We start from the raw sequence: 18,289 nt of genomic DNA on the forward strand, positions 1-18,289 counted from the left end.
ATATGAAGTGATAGGGGGAGGAATAGTTTGTGAAAGTAGTAGACCGAGAACAAAAACGTTTAGATGATTTTTGTTCGGTTATTGAATCTCATTTATATGGGGATTCACCAAAAGAAAATCCGGGTCTTGAGTCAAGTGATTATGAAATGATTGACATGAGAGGTCATTCGCGTCGTAGTGATAATACTCAAGAGCGTCGACAATACGAAGATACGTTGAGAGAACTGTATGCATTTACTTTTCACATTGATTATGAAGGGGAAGAGGAGTCCTATCCTGTCGGGAAGTTTGGGGTGGCACATCCAAAATCACCCGATATCCCGTTGGTTCTTGACTGGCGAAGTGAGATGGCGATGAGAGCCTCAATGTTCAATGGAGAAGTCATTGAGACACAGGGTGGAAATATTGTTGGGGTGACACAACTGGAATTAGACCGGAGACATCGACGGGTCGTCAATGCGAACCATCAGAAAGCCTCATCAGGTCGGGCGAAGAAATTTACACAGCGATTCACCGAACAAATCAAATCGACATTTAAGAAACCTGAACCAGACGTCAAACCAACTACTTTCATGGAGAAAGAACTGACGAAAAAGCAAAAAGACCGCTCGATTGACGGGTTCATCGCGACACGACAGGCGGAGCAGAACCATATCATTCAAGCGCCGGTCAATACATATATGATTGTTCAAGGAGCAGCTGGAACGGGGAAATCTTTGACGGCACTTCATCGCATGTCTTATCTACAGTATCAAGATATCCGTCGTAACATGCTATATTTGGCACCGAATGAGGCGACGATCCATCAACTACTGAAGGATGCAGATCATCTACAAATTAAATCGGTTTCGACAATGACGTTTGACGATTATGCAATCCACTTGAGTAAAAAATACTTAAATCAAGAGGGGCGAAAAGAATTACTGCCATTGTATGAATCAAATACGCTTCTTAAATGGACTGACGAAGCATTAGTCGAATGGAATGAAGATATTTGTGAAACATTAAAGAGCTATAATCCCCTTGATGAACTGAATGAATTGCATCAAAGAGCATATGATATGTGGGTATTTGGACAAGGAACTTTTCCTGAGAAAAGGAAACGAGTTATTCAAGAGATTAGGAGTGAATTTGAACGAATTGATATTATAAACAGGCAAGCATATGAGGAAGAATACATTCGTGATGTTGCAATATGGACGAAGTTTTTAAATGCGGATAGTCGGGGCGGTTTGACTGAATTGATGAGGGAAAATGTTGAGAATCGAATAGCTGCAGAAAAAGCGGAGAGGGAAGAATTTCTTACGTTTTGGAGTAATATTTTACTCATTGATGCGTCTATGGTTTGGAAAATGTTAAAAAACCCCTTGATGTTAGACCACTTAAAAGTGGACATTGATGAAAGTGTGCTAGATGCCTGGCATCGATTCAAAACACCATCAAAAATTGATTTGTTTTTCTGGTTATACCTTCACTATGAAACGAATGGTTATCCTAAAAAGTGGAGTCACTTATTCATAGATGAAGCACAGACGCTTCGTCCAGTCGATTTGATGGTACTCGAGAAAGTTTGTCACGGAATGACCGTGTTTGGCGATACACTGCAAAGTTACCAAAGCTTAGAAACGAAGTCTTGGAAACCAATTGAAACGTACGGGAAGTCGGAATGGAAAGTTGAGTATTTAACGAAAACGTTCCGAACAGCGAAGCCAATTGTCGACTTAGCGAAAGAATTACTCCGTGATGCAGGGCACGACACATCATGGATTGATCCGTTTAACCGTAGTGGGAAGCCGGTCGAATTTTTAAGAACGAAAAAAAGTCGCGAATTAAAAGAGGTGTTGGCGCGTTGGCGGCGTGAACAATATTCGATATGCATTGTCACTTCGACGATGGAGCGAGCAACATTCCTACATCACAAACTTCAACTTCCCACACAGCTGATTCAATCGGAGACGACTAAAGTTGGAGAAGAAATTGTCATCTCGACAATCGACTATTTGCGAGGAATGGAATTTGATGCGGTTCTGCTTATGGATGTCGATCAAACGCATTATCCAGACAGACCAGAGGAGGCACGACGTTTGTACGTTTCACTAACACGAGCGTTACACGAGGTAGTGTTACATACAAAAGAGGAATATTCATTACTACTAGCTAATCACTTCTTAGAAGTGTAAAGGGGATCAATATGGGCGATTTAAAATTATTTCGAGTGTCAGAACATCAAACAGAAGAATTGCATGGTCAATCCATGACCATCGAAAAATCACTACAGCAACTATTTGAACGAAATTTAGAACAGTTGTTAGGGATTCGTTTTGTCGCATCCGAGTATAGTACCGGAAGAACACATGGGGGACGAATCGATACGCTCGGGTTAGATGAAAATAATTCCCCGGTAATCATAGAATATAAGCGCTCAACGAACGAGAACGTTATTAATCAAGGTCTATATTACTTAGATTGGCTCTTAGATCACCAAGCAGAATTTGAGTTATCCATATTGAATCAATATGGAAAAGAAATCTCTAACATGATTGATTGGAGTAACCCTCGTCTTGTCTGTATTGCAGGTGGATTTACAAAATATGATCAGCATGCTGTGAAACAGATCAATCGAAATATCGAGTTATATCAATATAAATATTACGATACGGGGCTGCTATTACTTGATCTGGTGAATGCGACGACAGCAAAACCGGTCGTCGGAACTGCAGAGATTGGGAATACAAGTAAAACTGTGAGTGATTATTTAAAGCAAGCCACTCGAGAATCAAAAGATCTCTTCGATTCGGTGGTTACTTATCTGATGTCTCTTGGGGATGATGTTCAAGAGAATGTGACAAAGCATTATATTGCATATAAACGTATTAAAAATTTTGCTTGTGTTGAATTTCACCCGAGCACTCAGAAGATTTTGATGTATGTAAAAGTGGATCCTGACACAGTGGTGCTCGAACAAGGATTTACACGTGATATGCGCGGAATTGGTCATTTCGGAACCGGAGATTTAGAGATTGTCATTTATACTTCGGATGACTTTGAAAAAGCAAAACCCCATATTCAAGTAAGTTATGAAGCCAATTGATGAAAGCATTCGAAAAAATGACTACAGAAGAAAGAAGTACGATCTCGTCACAGAGACCGTACTTCTTGTTCGTTCATCATTAAAATCACTTCTTCAGTCGTTTGAATCTTCGCAAACTCCTCATTCAAATTGGCGAGGGTCACGTTATGGATAACTTCGGCCGGAATCCATTGTCCGCTCAATAATTGACGATCGAATGTTGCCGTCGCGTCAGACACGAGAATCGGATTGAACCCTAAGTTTCCTGCCATCCGTGTCGTCGTCTCGACACAGTGATTGGTCGTCAATCCGGTGACGACGACCGATTCGGCTCTCTGCTCCTCCAAAATCTTTTGTAAATCGGTGCCGATGAAGGCGCTGTTCACGCTCTTTGTCACAATCCAATCCTGTTCCCGAGGTTCAATGAAATCCTGAAATACATGACCTTCCTTTTGAAAATGGAATAAAGAATTTGTCTGTGTGGAAATATGCTGCACATAAATAATCGGTTGGTTCAGCTGTTCCCATACATGAATTAAGCGGGCGATATTTGTTTCGCACATCGGGTTGTTCCGTTCTCCCCAACTCGGATCATGAAATGCTTTTTGTACATCGATGACGAGTAATGGGATAACTTGTGTAATTTTCACTCGATTTCCCCCTATCAAAAAGTTATCTTTAGTTTAGAAAGATTAGTTGGCTTAATACATAAGAAATTGATGGAAGTTTATGAATCATGCTTTTAAAAAGACTGTATTTTTATTTCTATACCTTACTTTTAAAAGGAGACTTTGCAATGGACGAAATCGATCGGCATATCATCGGAATTATGCAGGAAAATGCTCGAATTTCTGTCACGGACCTCGGGAAGCGAATCGGGTTATCGACGCCTGCCGCGAACGAACGCTTGAAGCGGTTGGAGGAACGGGGTGTCATTACAGGTTATCGCGCAATCATCAATCCTGAAAAAATGGACAAACAAGTGACCGCGTTTATTCTGTATGACACACATCGATGTGAGGCGTTCCGCGAATTTTGTAAAGATCATGGGAGTGTCGTCGAGTGTCACCGTCTTGCGGGTCAATACAGTTATCTCGTGAAAATCGTCACGGAGAATGTCCGCACTCTCGAGGCGTTCATCGATGCATCGATGGCTTACGGACAGCCGTCATCTCTCATCAACCTATCCTCTCCCGTTCCCTTTAAGCCAATCGTATAAAAACCTCACAAACTTTTTTAACAGCCTCCTTCCAATGTTTTTTGTAAGCTGTTGGGAGACATGAATGAAAGGGCTGAATGAATTTGGGGATTTACTATACTTATCAACGTGAAGAGGCTTGGAAAGTGGCATTGGAGAAAGGGGAGTTGATTGCGACAGGTGAACATGCCCTATTTACCGATCCCGTTTATGATAACTTTAAACCTGCATATGACTGGATGGTCGAGCAATACGAGGAACGAATTGGCATTTCAATGAATGGAAATTACCCGATTTGGTGCTGGGATGAGTTCCCTGACCTTGGGAGAGGGGGACATGTGGGGCAAGGCAATAAAGGTGTGGTATTGACCGTCGAGATTCCGGACGAAGAGGTTCTCGCTTCGGAGTTTTCTTATTGGCACCATGTGTTAGGGGATTTTCCATTGTATGAAACCTTGGAAGAATATGATTCGGATGAGATGCCGCCTCCGGAAATTATTCGTCAATCATGGAATCGAATCTTTGATAAAGCATGGTGCGAAGCTTCCGTCGTGGACCAACCGAATGTCGAACTGGTCTATCAACATGTCGTTCACCGAATTGATTTGAGCCAGGTTCGCGCCGTCATGCCGTTTGTCGACCGCAAAGAGGGTTGGTGGCATGCTGTTTGTGGAATCGGATGGCGTATCGGATATAAACTCGGCCTTATCCGTTCCAAACCGTTCCAGTGGAACAATCAATCGAATCAGTCTGAATCATTTCCGTTACATATGAAGGGAGATGTAATGTAAAACGCAGCGAACCTAAGTCAGCTGCGTTTTGCATTTGGATCTAATTGTTGTTCGATGCGGTCGAGTCGTTCAATCAAAACTTGGAATTGTTCTGCATTTTGACGTTCGAGCTGGAGTTGTTCCGTCGCTCGCGCCTCATGACGGCGAACCACCCGAACAATCCACCAAATCAAGATGATTGGTACGATTAGCATTAGAAGTAATGGTAAAAGCGCTACGAGTAGTTCAAGAATTGACACTTGATTCATCACTATTCCTCCTTCATCCTTTTTCATTATACTTCCAAAACAATCCAGAAAGAAATAGGGCGATGGTAGCGTCATTCATCCATTATTCGTTAAGCTAATGAGAGAAGAGGAGGATTCAATATGAAACAACCGACCCGACTTGGAACAGACCAAGCAGGTTATGTCATCAATCCGACCTCCCGAGACTCCATACAACCTGATTTCAAATCAGTCCTCAGCAAAACCATCAACCTCCTGAACGGAGTGTTCGGGGATAACCTGCATAGTGTCTATCTATACGGAAGCATCGGGCGGGGAACGGCTGTCGTCGGTCGATCGGACTTGGATTTGACCGTGCTCGTTCACGAGGATGTTGATACAACTGAATTGATGGAACAGACGGAGCGGTTGTTGAAGGAACATCGGGAAGTGATCAAAATCGATTACGATATCGGAAGGGTTGATACAGCGCTCGATCCAAACAAGCGGTTTGAGTGGGGCTTTTGGCTCCGGCATCTTTGCACCTGTATTTATGGAGAAGATTTATCCACCCGCTTCCCCCTCATGAAGCCGGATGTGCACGTGAGTCAGGCGTTAAATCAGGATTTTCCGATTCGACTCGTTGCCGTGCGGGAACAGCTAAAGAGCGGAACAATCTCATACATCGAAAAGCGTTCGATGGTGAAACGGGTCATTCGGGCATGGTATCTCACCATCAACGCCCGAGATGAAAGTTTTGCCATGACCATTGAAGAACAAATGGAAATCCTGCGCCTCTATTTCCCGAAAGATGATCGGATTCATCGTTTAGAAGAGCTCATATACCGTGAGGAAATGACAAATCGCGAACTATTAGAAGTGTTGAACGAAATCGATTGGACGTGATCACGATGACAAAACAAGTCACAATCATCGGAGCGGGGGTGAGCGGACTCTATGCGGCACACCTCCTTCAAAGAAAAGGAGTTGACGTCACCGTCTTTGAGGCACGTGACCGGATTGGAGGACGAATTCTCTCGATTGATGGATTCGACCTCGGTCCGACGTGGTATTGGCCGGATACGGAACGGACGATGTCACGACTTGTCGAAGAATTGGGGCTCGAGACGATCCTTCAATATACGACAGGGGACATGATGCTGGAGCGTCAGACGACGACCGCACCGGAACGGCACACGTTACCGGACGAGAGCATTGTCGTGTCCCGTCGAATCAAAGGCGGGATGACGAAACTCGCCGAAGCACTGCATCGTACGTTACCGGAAGGGACGGTACGACTCGGGCAGCGTCTTACGTCGATCCAAAAAGAAGAAGACCGCGTCACGCTAACCTTCAATCGGAATGCACCGTTCACAACCGATGCGGTTATTTTGGCACTTCCGCCACGCCTCGTCCCGAACATTCAAATCGAGCCGCCACTCGCATCGAACGTGATGAGATCCCTGCAGACGACGCCGACATGGATGGCGTCTCAGGCAAAAGCGTTGATTGTCTACAAGCACCCGTTCTGGCGGGCGGATGGCCTGTCCGGGTTTGGGATGAGCTGGGTCGGACCGCTTCAGGAAATTCATGACGCTTCCCCGATGGATGGGCGCGGAGCGCTGTTCGGATTTTTTCAGATGCCATCGTATGAACGGGAAGCACTAGGGGAAGGGCAAATCAAGACGCGTGTCTTTGAACAGCTGGAGAAACTGTATGGAGCGCAAGCGAACACGTTCCTCCAATTCTATTTTGTCGACTGGGCAAATGATGCCGATACAGCGACGGAAGCGGACAAACTCCCGCTCACGGCGTTTCCGACGTATGGACCGATCGATTTGGGGGATCGTCTCCATTTGATTGGTTCCGAGACAGATGCCCAGTTTGGCGGGCACATTGAAGGGGCGCTGCGCTCGGCGGAACGGATTGTAGACGAACTGACAAATCATGCGATATGAGAGAGGAGGGACTGTTTCCCTCCTTTTTAATTTGTAAAAAAACGGAACTTATTCTACTTTTTTAGCGTATATTGATAAAGAGGTGACGAAGATGAATAAACAAGAACGGTTGGACCAAGTAACGACCATGAAAGAACAATGGCTATTCAAACGGATCGCGCTCGGGGTTTTGGCGGGTCTTTCGATTTACCTGTTGTTGCAGGAAGTGGTACCGGTAGGCGTTGGCGTGATGGCCATCGGGATCACGCTATTCCTGTTGCACCACTATTTGATGCAAGAAGCGCATGTTTTGAAAGAACTGACGGAGAACGAACGGGTGAAACGAATCGTCCTGCTGCAATATCGGCTGGATACACTGTTTATCGTTCTCATCGCATTGTTGTTTCCACTCACGATGCGTTTCATGCCGGGGTCATGGAGCACGCAGATGTTGTACATAGGAGCTGGTGTTTATATTTTGTGGACGCAAAGAAGACTTGACGGTCAGTTACGTCAGTTGGATGAACATCAACCGACACGTCGGGAGATTCAACGCAACCGCTTTTCATTTTAAAGATCGGATTTAGAAGAAGGGGACAATCATATGATTGGAAAAGAACAACGAATCAAACAATTGCGCTCTCAAGCGAACCGTGACTGGTATTGGCGTTACTGGGGATTTGTCACGAGTCTCGTGATTGCCGCCGTCCTTGCTTACCAGGACATGTCGAATCTGGCACTGGTCCTCGTCGTGATGTTCTTTCCGAGGCTTTGTGCGGAGTGGCGCAAAACCAAACTGCTTCTCAGTTTCAACGAGGATACACGATATTGCCGTCTGGTCCACGCCGGATTTGGATTGCAATGGATCGGATTTGTCACGCTTATCGGTCTGGTTCTCGCCTATCAGGAAGAGTGGATCACGCTGACGAACTTGGTAGGCGTCGTTCTTTTGATCATGGGGAGCGGAGAACTGCTTACCCGGAAGGTGAACCGGGCCGTTCGAAAAGTGGATGCAGACCATGTGACGGACAAAATGGTTAGACAGGCGGAAATAGAACGCCGGGTGAGTTGACGCTGTTTCAGGACATCGGTCCTTTCGATCCTTTCTTCGTTATTGTTCACTAGAAAGAACGAAAGGGGATGTCGAGATGAAGGGAGTCGTATTCGCCATCAGTGGCGGTTTTTTTCTCACGCTTCAAAGTGTCGCCAACGCACGGATCAGTTCACATATCGGGACGTGGCAGGCGGCAACCCTGACGCAGTTCACCGGATTTGTCGTTGCGCTACTCATCATGTTGATGCTACGGGACCGGACGTATATCGAGATGCGACATGTGCAGCCGCTCTATTTGTCCGGCGGGGCGTTCGCGGCACTCATCTTGTTCAGCAACATGACCGCCGTCCACGCGCTCGGTGTCACCTTGACGATTTCTTTGTTCCTCATCGCCCAGTTGACCCTTGCCCTCCTCATCGATTGGCGTGGTTGGTTCGGGATGGTACGCCGTCAGTTAAGCGTACCACAGCTCATCGGTGTCTTGATGATGGTTGCCGGGGTGGTGATTTTAAAATGGTAGGAGGCAAGTCCGTGGTTACGAACTATCTCGAACAGTTTCAGCTCGATGTGTTACCTGAACAAGCGATCGATTTCCTTCGACTCGAACATTTCTCACCCGGAGACGTCATTTGTGCGCAAGGGGATGAGGCGGGGCATCTCCGCTTTCATGTGAAAGGGAAGATTCGGGTCTCCCATACATCGGTGTCGGGGAAACGGCTCGTCCTGTCGTTCAAATATCCGCTCGATTTGATCGGGGATATCGAGTACGTCAGGCGGACGCCTTATTTGAACACGGTCGAGGCGGTCACGGACGTCGAAATGCTCGTCATTCGATTTGATGACTTGGCACGGCATGCGACCGATGCGGTTCCTTGGCTCCACTATCTGCTTGAAGAAATCACGCGGAAGTTCGAGTTGAAATCGCAGTCGCTCAGCTTCAACTTGTTTTATCCGGTCGAGGTACGACTCGCGAGTTACGTGCTGTCGATGACACCGGACGACCCATCGCTTGGCTCGACAGTCGATGATTTGAATGATATTGCAGATCTGATCGGGACGAGCTATCGACACGTCAATCGGACGTTACGACGCTTCGTCGAAAAGGGATACATCGAGCGGGACCGACGGCGCATTACGATTGTGGACCGGGAAGGATTGCTTGAAGTTGTCGGGGAAAGTATTTATGAATAGGGGGCGAGTCGGATGGTGATTGGGATGGTACTCGCTGTCACCGGCGGGATGCTCGTCTGTGTGCAAAACACCTTTAATGCGAACGTCAAAAAGCGTGTCGGTGCGTGGGCGACGACGACACTCGTTCTCGGGCTCGGTTTTTTGGCATCGCTATTACTCGGGTTATTCAGTGAAGGGATGAACCTTTTCCGTGTCGATGAGATGGAGGCATGGTATTGGTTCAGTGGTATCCTTGGGATTGGGGTCGTCATGAGTGTCACGCAAGGCGTTGAGCGGCTCGGTCCGAGCTACGCCATCTCGATTGTGATGGTGTCGCAGATTTTGTTTGCCTTACTTTGGGATACGCTCGGCTGGTTCGGTCTCGAGGCCGTTCCGTTCACGGGGAAGACGGTACTCGGAATCGTCTTGATTGTCGGGGGCGTACTCGTGTTTCAGTTGAGCGGGAACGGACAAAACGTACGCACGCCGGCTGAACGCGCGAGCTAAGAAAAACGAACAGATGAGTCAGGGGGAAGGCGGATGGTTGAAAAGCATGAACGATTACAACAAATGGTCGAGCGCGATCTCGATGCGAGAAGCACAGGTTTCATTTTCGGAATCGCAGGTCTTTTCGTTGTTCTGACCGCTACGGTGATCCAAGGAGTTACTGTGACCACAATGGCAATGGCCTTTTTGGTGACGCAGCTGCCTACATTGTATCAATCGTGGCAACGGATGAAGCTGTTGAGCACATTCAACAAGGATCCACAATATCAACAGCTCGTAAGTCGTGAGTTCACGATTGTATTGACGATGTTTGGCTCACTGGCCAGTTTCACCTTCATCTCAAGATTCTTTACGGACTCGGTTTTGGAACTGGTGGGTTTCAGTTTGATTTGGTTCATCCCGCTTGTCATTTGGTACATGTCGGTACAACGCGAACTGGCTCAAGTCGATCCGGAACACGTGTCACATCGTGAGTTACGACGGGCTTGCCGTGACGCCTTGCGTGAACAGACCGACTGAAGAGTCTGTACCCGATATAAAACCAGCTCCGGAAACGTGTCCGGAGCTGGTTTTTTCATGAGAACATCGCAATCAAGTAGCCGCAGATGACCATGCCAATCGTATAAAATTTAAAGCGGTGTCGTTCCCAAAACGAGTCATTCATCGTGTCACCGCCACATCGTCAAGCGGCGTGTCGACCATTCGAACGAATGCTTCGTCCGGGTCGGTCGTTCCAGACTCGTCGAGCCAGTCTTGGAAGTCACCTTCATATAAAATACGTCCACCGTGCAGGAAGATGACGTGGGCATCGAGTTGAGCCAAGTCGTGTAGTTGATGCGTCGAAATGAGACACGTCTTGCCCTCGTCGACGAGTCGTTGTAGGCGGCGCATGATTTGAATGCGGGACGCCGGGTCGACTCCGCTCGTCGGCTCATCAAATAAATAAAGAGATCGTTTGATTGAAGATAATAGTGTCACGAAGAGCCATTTCTTCTCCCCAACCGACATCTTCCCGAGCTTCATCGTCCATAGATGTTCGAACAGTTCTTGTTCGCGAGAGGTTGAAAGGTTATTCATGTACGATTCGAGTTTCTTGAAGTCGGGGCGCTGCGACAGACGTCCGATGAAATAGGCGAAGTCCTTGCCTGTCAACTCATGATGGTTATACATGAGTTGTGTCAAATACAGCATGTCCGTCGTCGGAACGAGGTCGAGTGACGCTTTGTCAACGGGAAGGGTACCCGTCATACAATCAAACAGTGTCGTCTTCCCGGCACCGTTCAGTCCGATTAAGACGTTCAGTTTATTTGGTTGTAGCGTGAACGAGACGTCATCGAGTACAGGACGTGTCGCTTTCGGATAGCGATAAGTGAGTTGGTTTACGTGCATAAGAACCTCCTAGCGTGTGATGAGTGAGACGAGACTGAAGCGTTTCAACGCAATCGCACCGATGATGAAGTAACCGAGTACGGCAAGGAATGTCGCCCATACTCCAAACGAGAGTTCGACTTGAGTCGTCAGATGCAGCAATCCGAGCGCGAATTCATGGAGTGTATAGAACGGGTTGAGGAAGCTGAACCATTGATCGGGTGATTTTGTCGCTAATATGAAGAGCGGAAACATCAGAATGTTCGCGAACGTCCCGAGACTCGATACCTTCACTGGAAGTGCCGTGACGGCGACACTGGCAACTGCGAACGGGATACTCCCGATCAATACGAGTAAAGACGTTGCAATCAACTTGAACGAGAAGAAGCCATGTACGAGCGTGACGACCGTTGTGAATAAAAGCAGGCTGATGGATGCGAATAAGAGCTGTGCTAAGATGACGGCGATGACATACGTCAGTTTGTTCCCGGAAATCATCACGTACGTTTTCATCAGTCCATATTCGCGCATGCGAGCGAGTTCGATACCGACACCATTCACATATGTAGCAAGGACAATGTATACCCAAAAATAAGCGATTTGTCCGTAATATTCTGCAGGTGTCGCTTGATGAACACCTGATAATGGTGTCGTCAAAGCGATGACGAGTGGAATTCCGAGTGTCCAAAAGAATGGAACTTTATCCGTGACGACCACTTTGGCATACATAAATAAATAACTTGTGATTTGATGCATCCTGTTCCTCCGTTTGTATGTTTGATTGTTTGTATCGTAGCACAATATACGGAAGGTGATTGGAAAAAGTTTCAAAAAAATAATCCCTCATATCGAATGAGGGATGAAAGAAAATCATTTCACTTTGTCCCGCTTTGCAATCTTGTCGCTCACTTGCTGACCGCTCAGCGTCACCATCGGCATGCCGCCGCCTGGATTGACGGTCCCTCCAACGAAGTAGAGGTTGTCGTACAGCTCGCTCTGTTTCTTATGCTTGAAGCCACCGTTTCGCTTCTTGTCGGAGACGGTCCCGTAAATCGCTCCGCGGTCGGAACCATACGTCCGTTCAATGTCGTGTGGCGTCCATACATCCCGCGTTACCGTATGTTCGCGTAAACCATCCAGTCCCATCCGTTCCAGCTTGTCGAGCACCCGCTCTTCAAACGCGGCATACTCGTCCTCGGTGAACGGTTCGTCCTGAATATACGGGATATGCGGTAAGATTTTAATGTTCTCATAGCCGGGCGGTGCCTGTGTCGGGTCCGTCTTGTTGACGTTGACCAGATAAATTGTCGGGTCGTCCGGTAGCTCATGCTTCTCGAACACCTTGTCCATCTGCTCATGCAAGTTTTCCGAGAAGAAGAAGTTATGATGCGCGAGCTGCGGATAGGATTTCTTCACACCGAGATGCAGGACGAAGCCGGAACTGGCCGGTTCATACTTTTTCACCAGCTTCTCGACATACCGTTCGTCCGCGTCGACCATCTTCTGATAAAACGGGATCACTTCCATGTTTGAGACGAAGTAATCGGCCGAGCGGAGACGCCCGTCTGAAAGTTCGATCGCTGTGATGTTTTTGTTCACGGTATGCACACGGACGACACCTTCTCCGGTATGGAACTGGACACCGATCTCTTCCGCGAGCTTCGTCAATCCTTCCGCGAGTTTGTGCGTGCCGCCTTCCACGTACCAGCATCCTTGCGCGTATTGCATGTAAATCATCATGTTGAGGACGGCCGGGGCACTGTAAGGGGAAGAACCGACATATTTCACGTAATACGACAGCATGTCCCGGAGGTGCGGGTTCGAGATTCGTTTGTTGATGGCGCTATACATCGTGGACGTCAAATCAAATCCAAACAGTGTCGGAAGGATGCCCGTTTGTAGGACGGCGCCTAAAGGGGATTCGAATCCTTCGTTTAAGTATCCTTTTTCTGTCGTCTTATAGATGCGTTCGGCATATTTCAGGAGTTCACGATATTCCTTCATGTCTTGTTTCGACAGCGTCGGGTTGGCACGGTGCATCTGTTCGAGGTCGTGATAGAGGTCGAGCGTCGTGCCGTCGGGGAAGAAAGAGCGCCACTCGAGTTCCAGACGTTTGATCGGCACATAGTCCTCCATCCGTTTGCCACTGCCCCGGAATAGTTTGTCGAAGATATGCGGCATCGTCAAAATGGAAGGGCCGAGGTCAAAACCGAAACCGTCTTTCTCAAGGCGGTTCACTTTCCCGCCGAGATGCTTGTTCTTTTCATAGAGGGAGACGTCATATCCTTTTTGTGCGAGCGAGATGGCCGCGGATAACCCGCCCAGACCTCCTCCGATCACGATGACCGATTTCTCAATTTTTTGCATAGATCCGCCGCCTTTCAAAAATGTGTTGGGTTAAGGATGAAAGCTACTCGTTTTATTCCCTTAAGACGGTGAATCGAACACATTTTTACGCATTCAATAAATCCACACAAAGATGTCATCCCCCGGAGTGGGGAAGTTTTGTATAGTAAGGCTAGAAGGATTGGTTAAAGGAAGAGACCGGATGAAGGTAGGGAAGTGAAATGAACATCAAATCGATTACGCTTTTATTTGAGAATGGTGAGGATATGCGATTCTCCATTGAACAAGTCGAGTCATGTCGGATGAAAGACATTCAGGACGGGGCTCGTGTCGTGGCTGACGGCCAAATAGTTCAGGAAAAAGTGATGTACGGACTCGACCTTGTATTGAAGGCTTCAGCGAATGAAATCGCGTGGGAGGGCGACGAAGCACCGTTCGCTCGCATTCAAAGACTGGCGGACCTCCGTCATCTCTCATTCGAATTTGAAGGGATGCGAGGGAAAACGTATCGGGTGGCGTGGCACGATCTCAACGCATCAAGCAATGCATACCAACAGACGACACTTGATGAGACAGGTGAACTGCATATACTCGTACAGGTCCCATAAAACCTGCCTCCCGCTTTGCGCGGGAGGCATTTATCGGTTGCGCAGGCCGCCGGCGACGAGCGGCCCTTCAAACGTGATCGTGTAAATGATGCGGGCGATATCTTCTGCCGTCTCATCGGTGGACGGTTTGTTCAGCCATTCGTAAATGACCCCCATATGTGCGGAAGAAATATAGGAAACGAGATATTCAGACGGCACGAGTGCTTTCGTTGCATCGTACAGGATTGCCGGGGAGCGCTGGAACAGCGCGGCATGCATATAGGCGCGCAGTTTCGCTTGAAATGCCGGGTCACCGTTCGGTCCGAGGAGCGGTTTCATGATGATTTGATTGTCCTCGATGAACCGGATAAAGGGGACGAGGAAATGGTATGAGGCTTCGGTCCGCTCGTCACCCAAAATTTTTGGGATATTGCGGATGAGTTTCTGTTCCGCTTCTTCAAAAATTTCCCCGACACACTTCTCCATCAACTCAAACTTATCTACATAATGACTGTAAAACGTACCGCGATTGATCCCGGCCCGCTCGGTCAATTGCTTCACGGTGACGGCATCGAATCCGTTCTCCTCAATTAATTCGAGAAAGGCCTCTTTGATCAATTTTTTCGTTCGCACGACACGTAAATCGGTCTGTTCCATCTTTTTTCCTCTTTTCTTCAACATTTCAGCTCCAACTGTTGGAAAACCAACACGGTGACGAAGATTGACGATTGTTGCCTCACTTTTCTAGGACTATACTAAAACTATAAACCAACACGGTGTCTATTATCTAGGTTAAACAAATTCGGACATCGCAAAGGAGTGGGGAAGATGAACATTCAGTTGACACACGTCGAGAAGTCGTTCGGTGAGCAGTTAGCCATCAACGACATCGACTTTACCATTCAATCCGGTGAGATTTGTTGTTTGCTCGGGCCATCCGGGTCCGGGAAAACGACGCTCATCCGGCTCATGATCGGGGCGCTCGCACCGGACCAGGGAACGGTGCGCGTCGGCGAGACGAAGATGCCAAGCATGAGCATGCTCCGCCAGATCGGATTCATGCCACAAAACGACGGACTGTATGAAGATCTGTCGGCCGAGGCGAACCTCGAGTTCTTCGGTTCGATCTACAAATTAGGGAAGAAGGCGCTAGAGGCGCGGATCACGGAAGTACTCGCCCTCGTCGATTTGACACAGGACCGCAAAAAGCTCGTCCGGAACTTCTCCGGGGGGATGAAGAAACGGTTGTCGCTCGCAATCGCGATTCTTCACAAGCCGGACGTGTTGTTCTTAGACGAACCGACGGTCGGGATCGACCCGATTTTGCGCCGGCAAATTTGGGATCAGTTTCAGACGATCCGTGCAGAAGGGACGACCATCATCGTCTCAACTCACGTCATGGACGAGGTCCTTGAGTGTGACCGGGCCGCACTCATTTATAACGGTCGCCTAATCGCCTATGATACGGTGCAGCATTTATTGGATCAGACAGAGAACGGCCGGGTCGAGGAATTGTTCTTGATCGCCGGTGAACAGGAGGTGGGAGAACATGCGTAATTTAGCGAAGCGTGTCATCTTCCAGACATTGAATGATAAACGAAGCGTCGCCTTGATTTTAATCGCCCCGCTTCTCATCTTGACGCTCGTCTACTTCTTACTCGGAGATTCGGATTATGTGCCGACCGTCGTCCTGGATGAAGACGCACAGGAACAGCTTGTCGAAGCATTCGAGGAGGAGACGTTGGTCGTGAAGCAGGCCGCATTCGACGACCCGAAAACGTATATCGAAGACCATGAGGATGTCGATGCTGTCTTTGAAATGACACCGGACGGGACAGCCATCACGTTACGCGAACCGTCAACGAAGTCATCAAAAGCCGTCCGCGAGATTCAGGATGCTCTCACGACACTGAACCCCGCGGTTGAGATGGATACGGCATTCGTCTATGGGGAAGAAGACCAATCGACCTTTGACTCGTTCGGCTTCGTCTTCTTATCGCTTTTCTCATTCTTCTTCGTCTTTATCTTGTCCGCGATGGCGCTCGTAAAAGAACGAAGCGGGGGGACACTCGAACGGTTATTGATGACACCGATCAAACGGGCACAGGTCATCCTGGGCTATACGGCAGGTTACGGTGTGTTTGCCATCGTGCAATCGATCTTCATCGTCCTTTACTCGATTTATGTGCTCGGTCTCGCGTCGATCGGCAATATGGCGTGGGTCATGTTGACGATGCTTCTCATGGCAGGGACGGCCGTCTTGTTCGGTGCGACGATTTCCGTGTTTGCCCGTTCTGAGTTACAGGTCGTGCAGATGATCCCGTTCACGATCATCCCGCAAGTATTCTTCTCGGGACTGATTCCACTCGATTTGATTCCTTACGGGCTCGGGAATTTGAGTTACGTCATGCCGATCTATTACGGAGCGACAGCCATCAAAGAAGTGATGGTGTATGGAAGCGGGTTCGCAGGCATTTGGATTTACCTCCTCGGTTTGATCGTTTATGCCGGAGTCCTTTTCCTCTTGAACATGCGTGCGCTCGGAAAGTATCGGGGACATTAAAAAAAGACTTGATTGCTCAAGTCTCAAACGTGCGTCCCATTAAAAGGGTATCGTAATATGAACCATCCGCGAGGCGTTTGTCTTTTCGCAACACGCCTTCGACTTCAAAGCCGTACCGCTTATAAAGCGAGGCGGCTTTTTGGTTGGTTTCGAGCACACTTAAACTCATTTTGACGAGTCCGATTTGCTCTGCCCAATCGATTGAGGCTTGAAGAAGAGCAGACCCTAAACCGAGTCCCCAATAGGCTTCTAATACCCCGACACCGAATTCGACGACATGGGCTTTTCGTGACAACGGGCTGCCCTCACAACGTGAAAAGCCGACAATCCTGTCCTGGACCGTCGCCACGAGAAACAAGTGGTTACCCGTCTCTCGGTCATTTTGGATGAGCCGTTGAAAAGCTTGTTCATCCAGGACGCCTTCCCCCGGTGCCCGGTCTAAAAATTCCGTTTCTTCGTCTACTTTGGCGCGGACCGCGGTGAGTTCATGTGCGTCGGCGACTTCAGCTGTTCGAATCGTGCAGGTTAGATTGTTTTTTATATAGGTGACCGGTTGAATCATGAATTTCCTCCTCGTATTTATGCATATAAAAAAAGCATCTTGTCGATGCCTCTCCTGACTGCTTATTGACGTTTAAATAAGAGGACGACGCCCGTTACGAAAAGCGCAAGTCCACTGTACAACCTTACTTGTTTGCAAGTCACGATCCTTCACCCCTAAACTCAAATCTTCTATTATCAGAATAATCGAAAAAACCGAAAAAGGGAACGAAAACCAATTTATTCATTGTAGAATAATCTGGAGGTGAATCAAGATGAATAAAGAAGAACGAGCGATTGAACTAAAACGATTCCAAAGAGGACGAATGATGAAACGAATTGCATTTATACTTGTATTGGCCATCCTGATGGTAAGTCTTATCGAACTTGTCATCATGAAGTCAGAAATCGATATCGAGGTGTTCGTCGATTTTATGATTGGCTTCATCCTTGTCCTGTCTTCGCTTCTGTCGGCCTGGCTTCAATATGAGGAGAAAGAACTGTCCCAGAGCTTGACGGAAATCGAAGAAGCGAAGATGCTGATTGGAAAACAGTATTTTTGGACATACATTTGTATGATTGCGACCCCGACGATTTTATACACGGTTGTCCTGACAGAGTTTTACTTCCTCATGTTTCCGTTTATCCTTTCATATTTTGTCACTGCGGCGGTTGAGGGATACTTTGAGGACCGCGTCCAGGAAATAGATGAGGGACATCCGATTAAAGATGAAATTGACAAGGTATCGTTGTGGTGAAATGAATAGACAGTGCGAGCGGCGAAAGCCGCTTTTTGTTTTGAACTGCATAATAAAAACCCCATTGAGAACAATGGGGTGAGGCGTCAAAACGCCACTGTTACGCTTTAAGCTTATTTTAACTTACCTGTGTAGTTGTACAGCAGTAGATCTGTACAACCCCATTATAGATGACACAGAATTTTATGTCAAAT

23 protein-coding genes are annotated in these 18,289 nt (G+C 47.6%); 16 read left to right on the top strand and 7 right to left on the bottom strand.

All coding sequences use genetic code 11. The annotated features are described in order from the left end of the window. The first annotated feature begins 29 nt into the window (after positions 1 to 29). The gene (locus tag KNP03_RS12360) at positions 30 to 2,180 is read left to right on the top strand and encodes an ATP-binding domain-containing protein (RefSeq protein WP_214829674.1); all 2,151 of its coding nucleotides are present in this window, start codon (positions 30 to 32) and stop codon (positions 2,178 to 2,180) included. An 11-nt stretch (positions 2,181 to 2,191) separates the two neighbouring features. Then, positions 2,192 to 3,091, top strand: a complete 900-nt coding sequence (locus KNP03_RS12365) for a DUF5655 domain-containing protein (RefSeq protein ID WP_214829676.1) — start codon at positions 2,192 to 2,194, stop codon at positions 3,089 to 3,091. A 47-nt stretch (positions 3,092 to 3,138) separates the two neighbouring features. On the opposite strand, the gene KNP03_RS12370 is transcribed toward KNP03_RS12365, so the two are convergent. Further along, positions 3,139 to 3,714, bottom strand: a complete 576-nt coding sequence (locus tag KNP03_RS12370) for a cysteine hydrolase family protein (protein ID WP_214829810.1) — start codon at positions 3,712 to 3,714, stop codon at positions 3,139 to 3,141. Between the two features lie 152 nt (positions 3,715 to 3,866). Here KNP03_RS12370 and KNP03_RS12375 point away from each other — a divergent pair, with 152 nt between their 5' ends. Both KNP03_RS12375 and KNP03_RS12380 read left to right on the top strand, forming a co-directional pair. Further along, entirely contained in the window at positions 3,867 to 4,289 is a 423-nt protein-coding gene (locus KNP03_RS12375; RefSeq protein WP_214829678.1) for an Lrp/AsnC family transcriptional regulator, read from the top strand. A 77-nt stretch (positions 4,290 to 4,366) separates the two neighbouring features. Continuing rightward, positions 4,367 to 5,059, top strand: coding sequence for a DUF3841 domain-containing protein (locus KNP03_RS12380; protein WP_214829680.1), 693 nt, complete (start codon positions 4,367 to 4,369; stop codon positions 5,057 to 5,059). 17 nt (positions 5,060 to 5,076) lie between these two features. Here the strand turns inward: KNP03_RS12380 and KNP03_RS12385 are convergent, their stop codons facing one another. Then, on the bottom strand, positions 5,077 to 5,307 hold the full coding sequence (locus KNP03_RS12385) for a hypothetical protein (protein ID WP_214829682.1): 231 nt from the start codon (positions 5,305 to 5,307) through the stop codon (positions 5,077 to 5,079). Positions 5,308 to 5,427: 120 nt separating this feature from the next. On the opposite strand from KNP03_RS12385, the gene KNP03_RS12390 reads away from it, so the two are divergent. The 8 genes from KNP03_RS12390 to KNP03_RS12425 all read left to right on the top strand — a co-directional run bounded on the left by KNP03_RS12390 (position 5,428) and on the right by KNP03_RS12425 (position 10,452). Then, on the top strand, positions 5,428 to 6,171 hold the full coding sequence (locus KNP03_RS12390) for a nucleotidyltransferase domain-containing protein (RefSeq protein ID WP_214829684.1): 744 nt from the start codon (positions 5,428 to 5,430) through the stop codon (positions 6,169 to 6,171). A 5-nt stretch (positions 6,172 to 6,176) separates the two neighbouring features. Then, a complete protein-coding gene (locus tag KNP03_RS12395) occupies positions 6,177 to 7,223 on the top strand; it encodes a flavin monoamine oxidase family protein (protein ID WP_214829686.1) in 1,047 nt (348 codons plus the stop codon). Between the two features lie 91 nt (positions 7,224 to 7,314). Next, positions 7,315 to 7,776 carry a hypothetical protein gene (locus KNP03_RS12400; protein ID WP_214829688.1) on the top strand — a complete coding sequence of 154 codons (462 nt, stop codon included), beginning with the start codon at positions 7,315 to 7,317 and terminating at the stop codon, positions 7,774 to 7,776. A 30-nt stretch (positions 7,777 to 7,806) separates the two neighbouring features. Continuing rightward, a complete protein-coding gene (locus KNP03_RS12405; RefSeq protein ID WP_214829689.1) occupies positions 7,807 to 8,274 on the top strand; it encodes a hypothetical protein in 468 nt (155 codons plus the stop codon). A gap of 76 nt (positions 8,275 to 8,350) precedes the next feature. Next, complete coding sequence (locus KNP03_RS12410) at positions 8,351 to 8,776, top strand: DMT family transporter (protein WP_214829692.1); 426 nt, start codon at positions 8,351 to 8,353, stop codon at positions 8,774 to 8,776. Positions 8,777 to 8,787: 11 nt separating this feature from the next. Beyond that, positions 8,788 to 9,447 carry a Crp/Fnr family transcriptional regulator gene (locus KNP03_RS12415; protein WP_214829694.1) on the top strand — a complete coding sequence of 220 codons (660 nt, stop codon included), beginning with the start codon at positions 8,788 to 8,790 and terminating at the stop codon, positions 9,445 to 9,447. Between the two features lie 12 nt (positions 9,448 to 9,459). After that, positions 9,460 to 9,933, top strand: a complete 474-nt coding sequence (locus KNP03_RS12420) for a DMT family transporter (RefSeq protein ID WP_214829695.1) — start codon at positions 9,460 to 9,462, stop codon at positions 9,931 to 9,933. Between the two features lie 33 nt (positions 9,934 to 9,966). After that, positions 9,967 to 10,452 carry a hypothetical protein gene (locus KNP03_RS12425; RefSeq protein WP_214829697.1) on the top strand — a complete coding sequence of 162 codons (486 nt, stop codon included), beginning with the start codon at positions 9,967 to 9,969 and terminating at the stop codon, positions 10,450 to 10,452. Between the two features lie 141 nt (positions 10,453 to 10,593). Here the strand turns inward: KNP03_RS12425 and KNP03_RS12430 are convergent, their stop codons facing one another. From KNP03_RS12430 to KNP03_RS12440, 3 genes are all read right to left on the bottom strand, one after another. Then, complete coding sequence (locus KNP03_RS12430; RefSeq protein WP_214829699.1) at positions 10,594 to 11,322, bottom strand: ATP-binding cassette domain-containing protein; 729 nt, start codon at positions 11,320 to 11,322, stop codon at positions 10,594 to 10,596. Between the two features lie 9 nt (positions 11,323 to 11,331). Next, complete coding sequence (locus KNP03_RS12435; RefSeq protein WP_214829701.1) at positions 11,332 to 12,057, bottom strand: hypothetical protein; 726 nt, start codon at positions 12,055 to 12,057, stop codon at positions 11,332 to 11,334. A 114-nt stretch (positions 12,058 to 12,171) separates the two neighbouring features. Further along, the gene (locus tag KNP03_RS12440) at positions 12,172 to 13,668 is read right to left on the bottom strand and encodes a phytoene desaturase family protein (protein WP_214829703.1); all 1,497 of its coding nucleotides are present in this window, start codon (positions 13,666 to 13,668) and stop codon (positions 12,172 to 12,174) included. A 200-nt stretch (positions 13,669 to 13,868) separates the two neighbouring features. On the opposite strand from KNP03_RS12440, the gene KNP03_RS12445 reads away from it, so the two are divergent. Next, positions 13,869 to 14,255, top strand: a complete 387-nt coding sequence (locus tag KNP03_RS12445) for a hypothetical protein (RefSeq protein ID WP_214829705.1) — start codon at positions 13,869 to 13,871, stop codon at positions 14,253 to 14,255. Positions 14,256 to 14,285: 30 nt separating this feature from the next. Here the strand turns inward: KNP03_RS12445 and KNP03_RS12450 are convergent, their stop codons facing one another. Beyond that, positions 14,286 to 14,891, bottom strand: coding sequence for a TetR/AcrR family transcriptional regulator (locus KNP03_RS12450; protein ID WP_214829707.1), 606 nt, complete (start codon positions 14,889 to 14,891; stop codon positions 14,286 to 14,288). Positions 14,892 to 15,062: 171 nt separating this feature from the next. Between KNP03_RS12450 and KNP03_RS12455 the strand changes: the two genes are divergently transcribed. After that, a complete protein-coding gene (locus tag KNP03_RS12455) occupies positions 15,063 to 15,791 on the top strand; it encodes an ABC transporter ATP-binding protein (RefSeq protein WP_214829709.1) in 729 nt (242 codons plus the stop codon). Then, positions 15,784 to 16,797, top strand: coding sequence for an ABC transporter permease (locus KNP03_RS12460; RefSeq protein ID WP_214829711.1), 1,014 nt, complete (start codon positions 15,784 to 15,786; stop codon positions 16,795 to 16,797). Before KNP03_RS12455 ends, KNP03_RS12460 begins: the two co-directional genes overlap by 8 nt. A gap of 16 nt (positions 16,798 to 16,813) precedes the next feature. On the opposite strand, the gene KNP03_RS12465 is transcribed toward KNP03_RS12460, so the two are convergent. Beyond that, positions 16,814 to 17,359, bottom strand: coding sequence for a GNAT family N-acetyltransferase (locus KNP03_RS12465; protein ID WP_214829713.1), 546 nt, complete (start codon positions 17,357 to 17,359; stop codon positions 16,814 to 16,816). A 253-nt stretch (positions 17,360 to 17,612) separates the two neighbouring features. Between KNP03_RS12465 and KNP03_RS12470 the strand changes: the two genes are divergently transcribed. Beyond that, the gene (locus tag KNP03_RS12470; protein ID WP_214829715.1) at positions 17,613 to 18,095 is read left to right on the top strand and encodes a hypothetical protein; all 483 of its coding nucleotides are present in this window, start codon (positions 17,613 to 17,615) and stop codon (positions 18,093 to 18,095) included. Positions 18,096 to 18,289: the final 194 nt, after the last annotated feature.

This window comes from Exiguobacterium algae, assembly GCF_018617875.1.
Lineage (GTDB): Bacteria > Bacillota > Bacilli > Exiguobacteriales > Exiguobacteriaceae > Exiguobacterium > Exiguobacterium algae.

What these genes read in the sequence shown, in the direction of transcription:
- KNP03_RS12400 (WP_214829688.1), top strand. Translation starts at nt 7,315, where the DNA reads ATGAATAAACAAGAACGGTTGGACCAAGTAACGACCATGAAAGAACAA.
- KNP03_RS12455 (WP_214829709.1), top strand. Translation starts at nt 15,063, where the DNA reads ATGAACATTCAGTTGACACACGTCGAGAAGTCGTTCGGTGAGCAGTTA.
- KNP03_RS12420 (WP_214829695.1), top strand. Translation starts at nt 9,460, where the DNA reads ATGGTGATTGGGATGGTACTCGCTGTCACCGGCGGGATGCTCGTCTGT.
- KNP03_RS12460 (WP_214829711.1), top strand. Translation starts at nt 15,784, where the DNA reads ATGCGTAATTTAGCGAAGCGTGTCATCTTCCAGACATTGAATGATAAA.
- KNP03_RS12405 (WP_214829689.1), top strand. Translation starts at nt 7,807, where the DNA reads ATGATTGGAAAAGAACAACGAATCAAACAATTGCGCTCTCAAGCGAAC.
- KNP03_RS12430 (WP_214829699.1), bottom strand. Translation starts at nt 11,322, where the DNA reads ATGCACGTAAACCAACTCACTTATCGCTATCCGAAAGCGACACGTCCT.
- KNP03_RS12375 (WP_214829678.1), top strand. Translation starts at nt 3,867, where the DNA reads ATGGACGAAATCGATCGGCATATCATCGGAATTATGCAGGAAAATGCT.
- KNP03_RS12435 (WP_214829701.1), bottom strand. Translation starts at nt 12,057, where the DNA reads ATGCATCAAATCACAAGTTATTTATTTATGTATGCCAAAGTGGTCGTC.
- KNP03_RS12440 (WP_214829703.1), bottom strand. Translation starts at nt 13,668, where the DNA reads ATGCAAAAAATTGAGAAATCGGTCATCGTGATCGGAGGAGGTCTGGGC.
- KNP03_RS12380 (WP_214829680.1), top strand. Translation starts at nt 4,367, where the DNA reads ATGAATTTGGGGATTTACTATACTTATCAACGTGAAGAGGCTTGGAAA.
- KNP03_RS12395 (WP_214829686.1), top strand. Translation starts at nt 6,177, where the DNA reads ATGACAAAACAAGTCACAATCATCGGAGCGGGGGTGAGCGGACTCTAT.
- KNP03_RS12385 (WP_214829682.1), bottom strand. Translation starts at nt 5,307, where the DNA reads ATGAATCAAGTGTCAATTCTTGAACTACTCGTAGCGCTTTTACCATTA.
- KNP03_RS12390 (WP_214829684.1), top strand. Translation starts at nt 5,428, where the DNA reads ATGAAACAACCGACCCGACTTGGAACAGACCAAGCAGGTTATGTCATC.
- KNP03_RS12450 (WP_214829707.1), bottom strand. Translation starts at nt 14,891, where the DNA reads ATGGAACAGACCGATTTACGTGTCGTGCGAACGAAAAAATTGATCAAA.
- KNP03_RS12465 (WP_214829713.1), bottom strand. Translation starts at nt 17,359, where the DNA reads ATGATTCAACCGGTCACCTATATAAAAAACAATCTAACCTGCACGATT.
- KNP03_RS12470 (WP_214829715.1), top strand. Translation starts at nt 17,613, where the DNA reads ATGAATAAAGAAGAACGAGCGATTGAACTAAAACGATTCCAAAGAGGA.
- KNP03_RS12365 (WP_214829676.1), top strand. Translation starts at nt 2,192, where the DNA reads ATGGGCGATTTAAAATTATTTCGAGTGTCAGAACATCAAACAGAAGAA.
- KNP03_RS12410 (WP_214829692.1), top strand. Translation starts at nt 8,351, where the DNA reads ATGAAGGGAGTCGTATTCGCCATCAGTGGCGGTTTTTTTCTCACGCTT.
- KNP03_RS12445 (WP_214829705.1), top strand. Translation starts at nt 13,869, where the DNA reads ATGAACATCAAATCGATTACGCTTTTATTTGAGAATGGTGAGGATATG.
- KNP03_RS12425 (WP_214829697.1), top strand. Translation starts at nt 9,967, where the DNA reads ATGGTTGAAAAGCATGAACGATTACAACAAATGGTCGAGCGCGATCTC.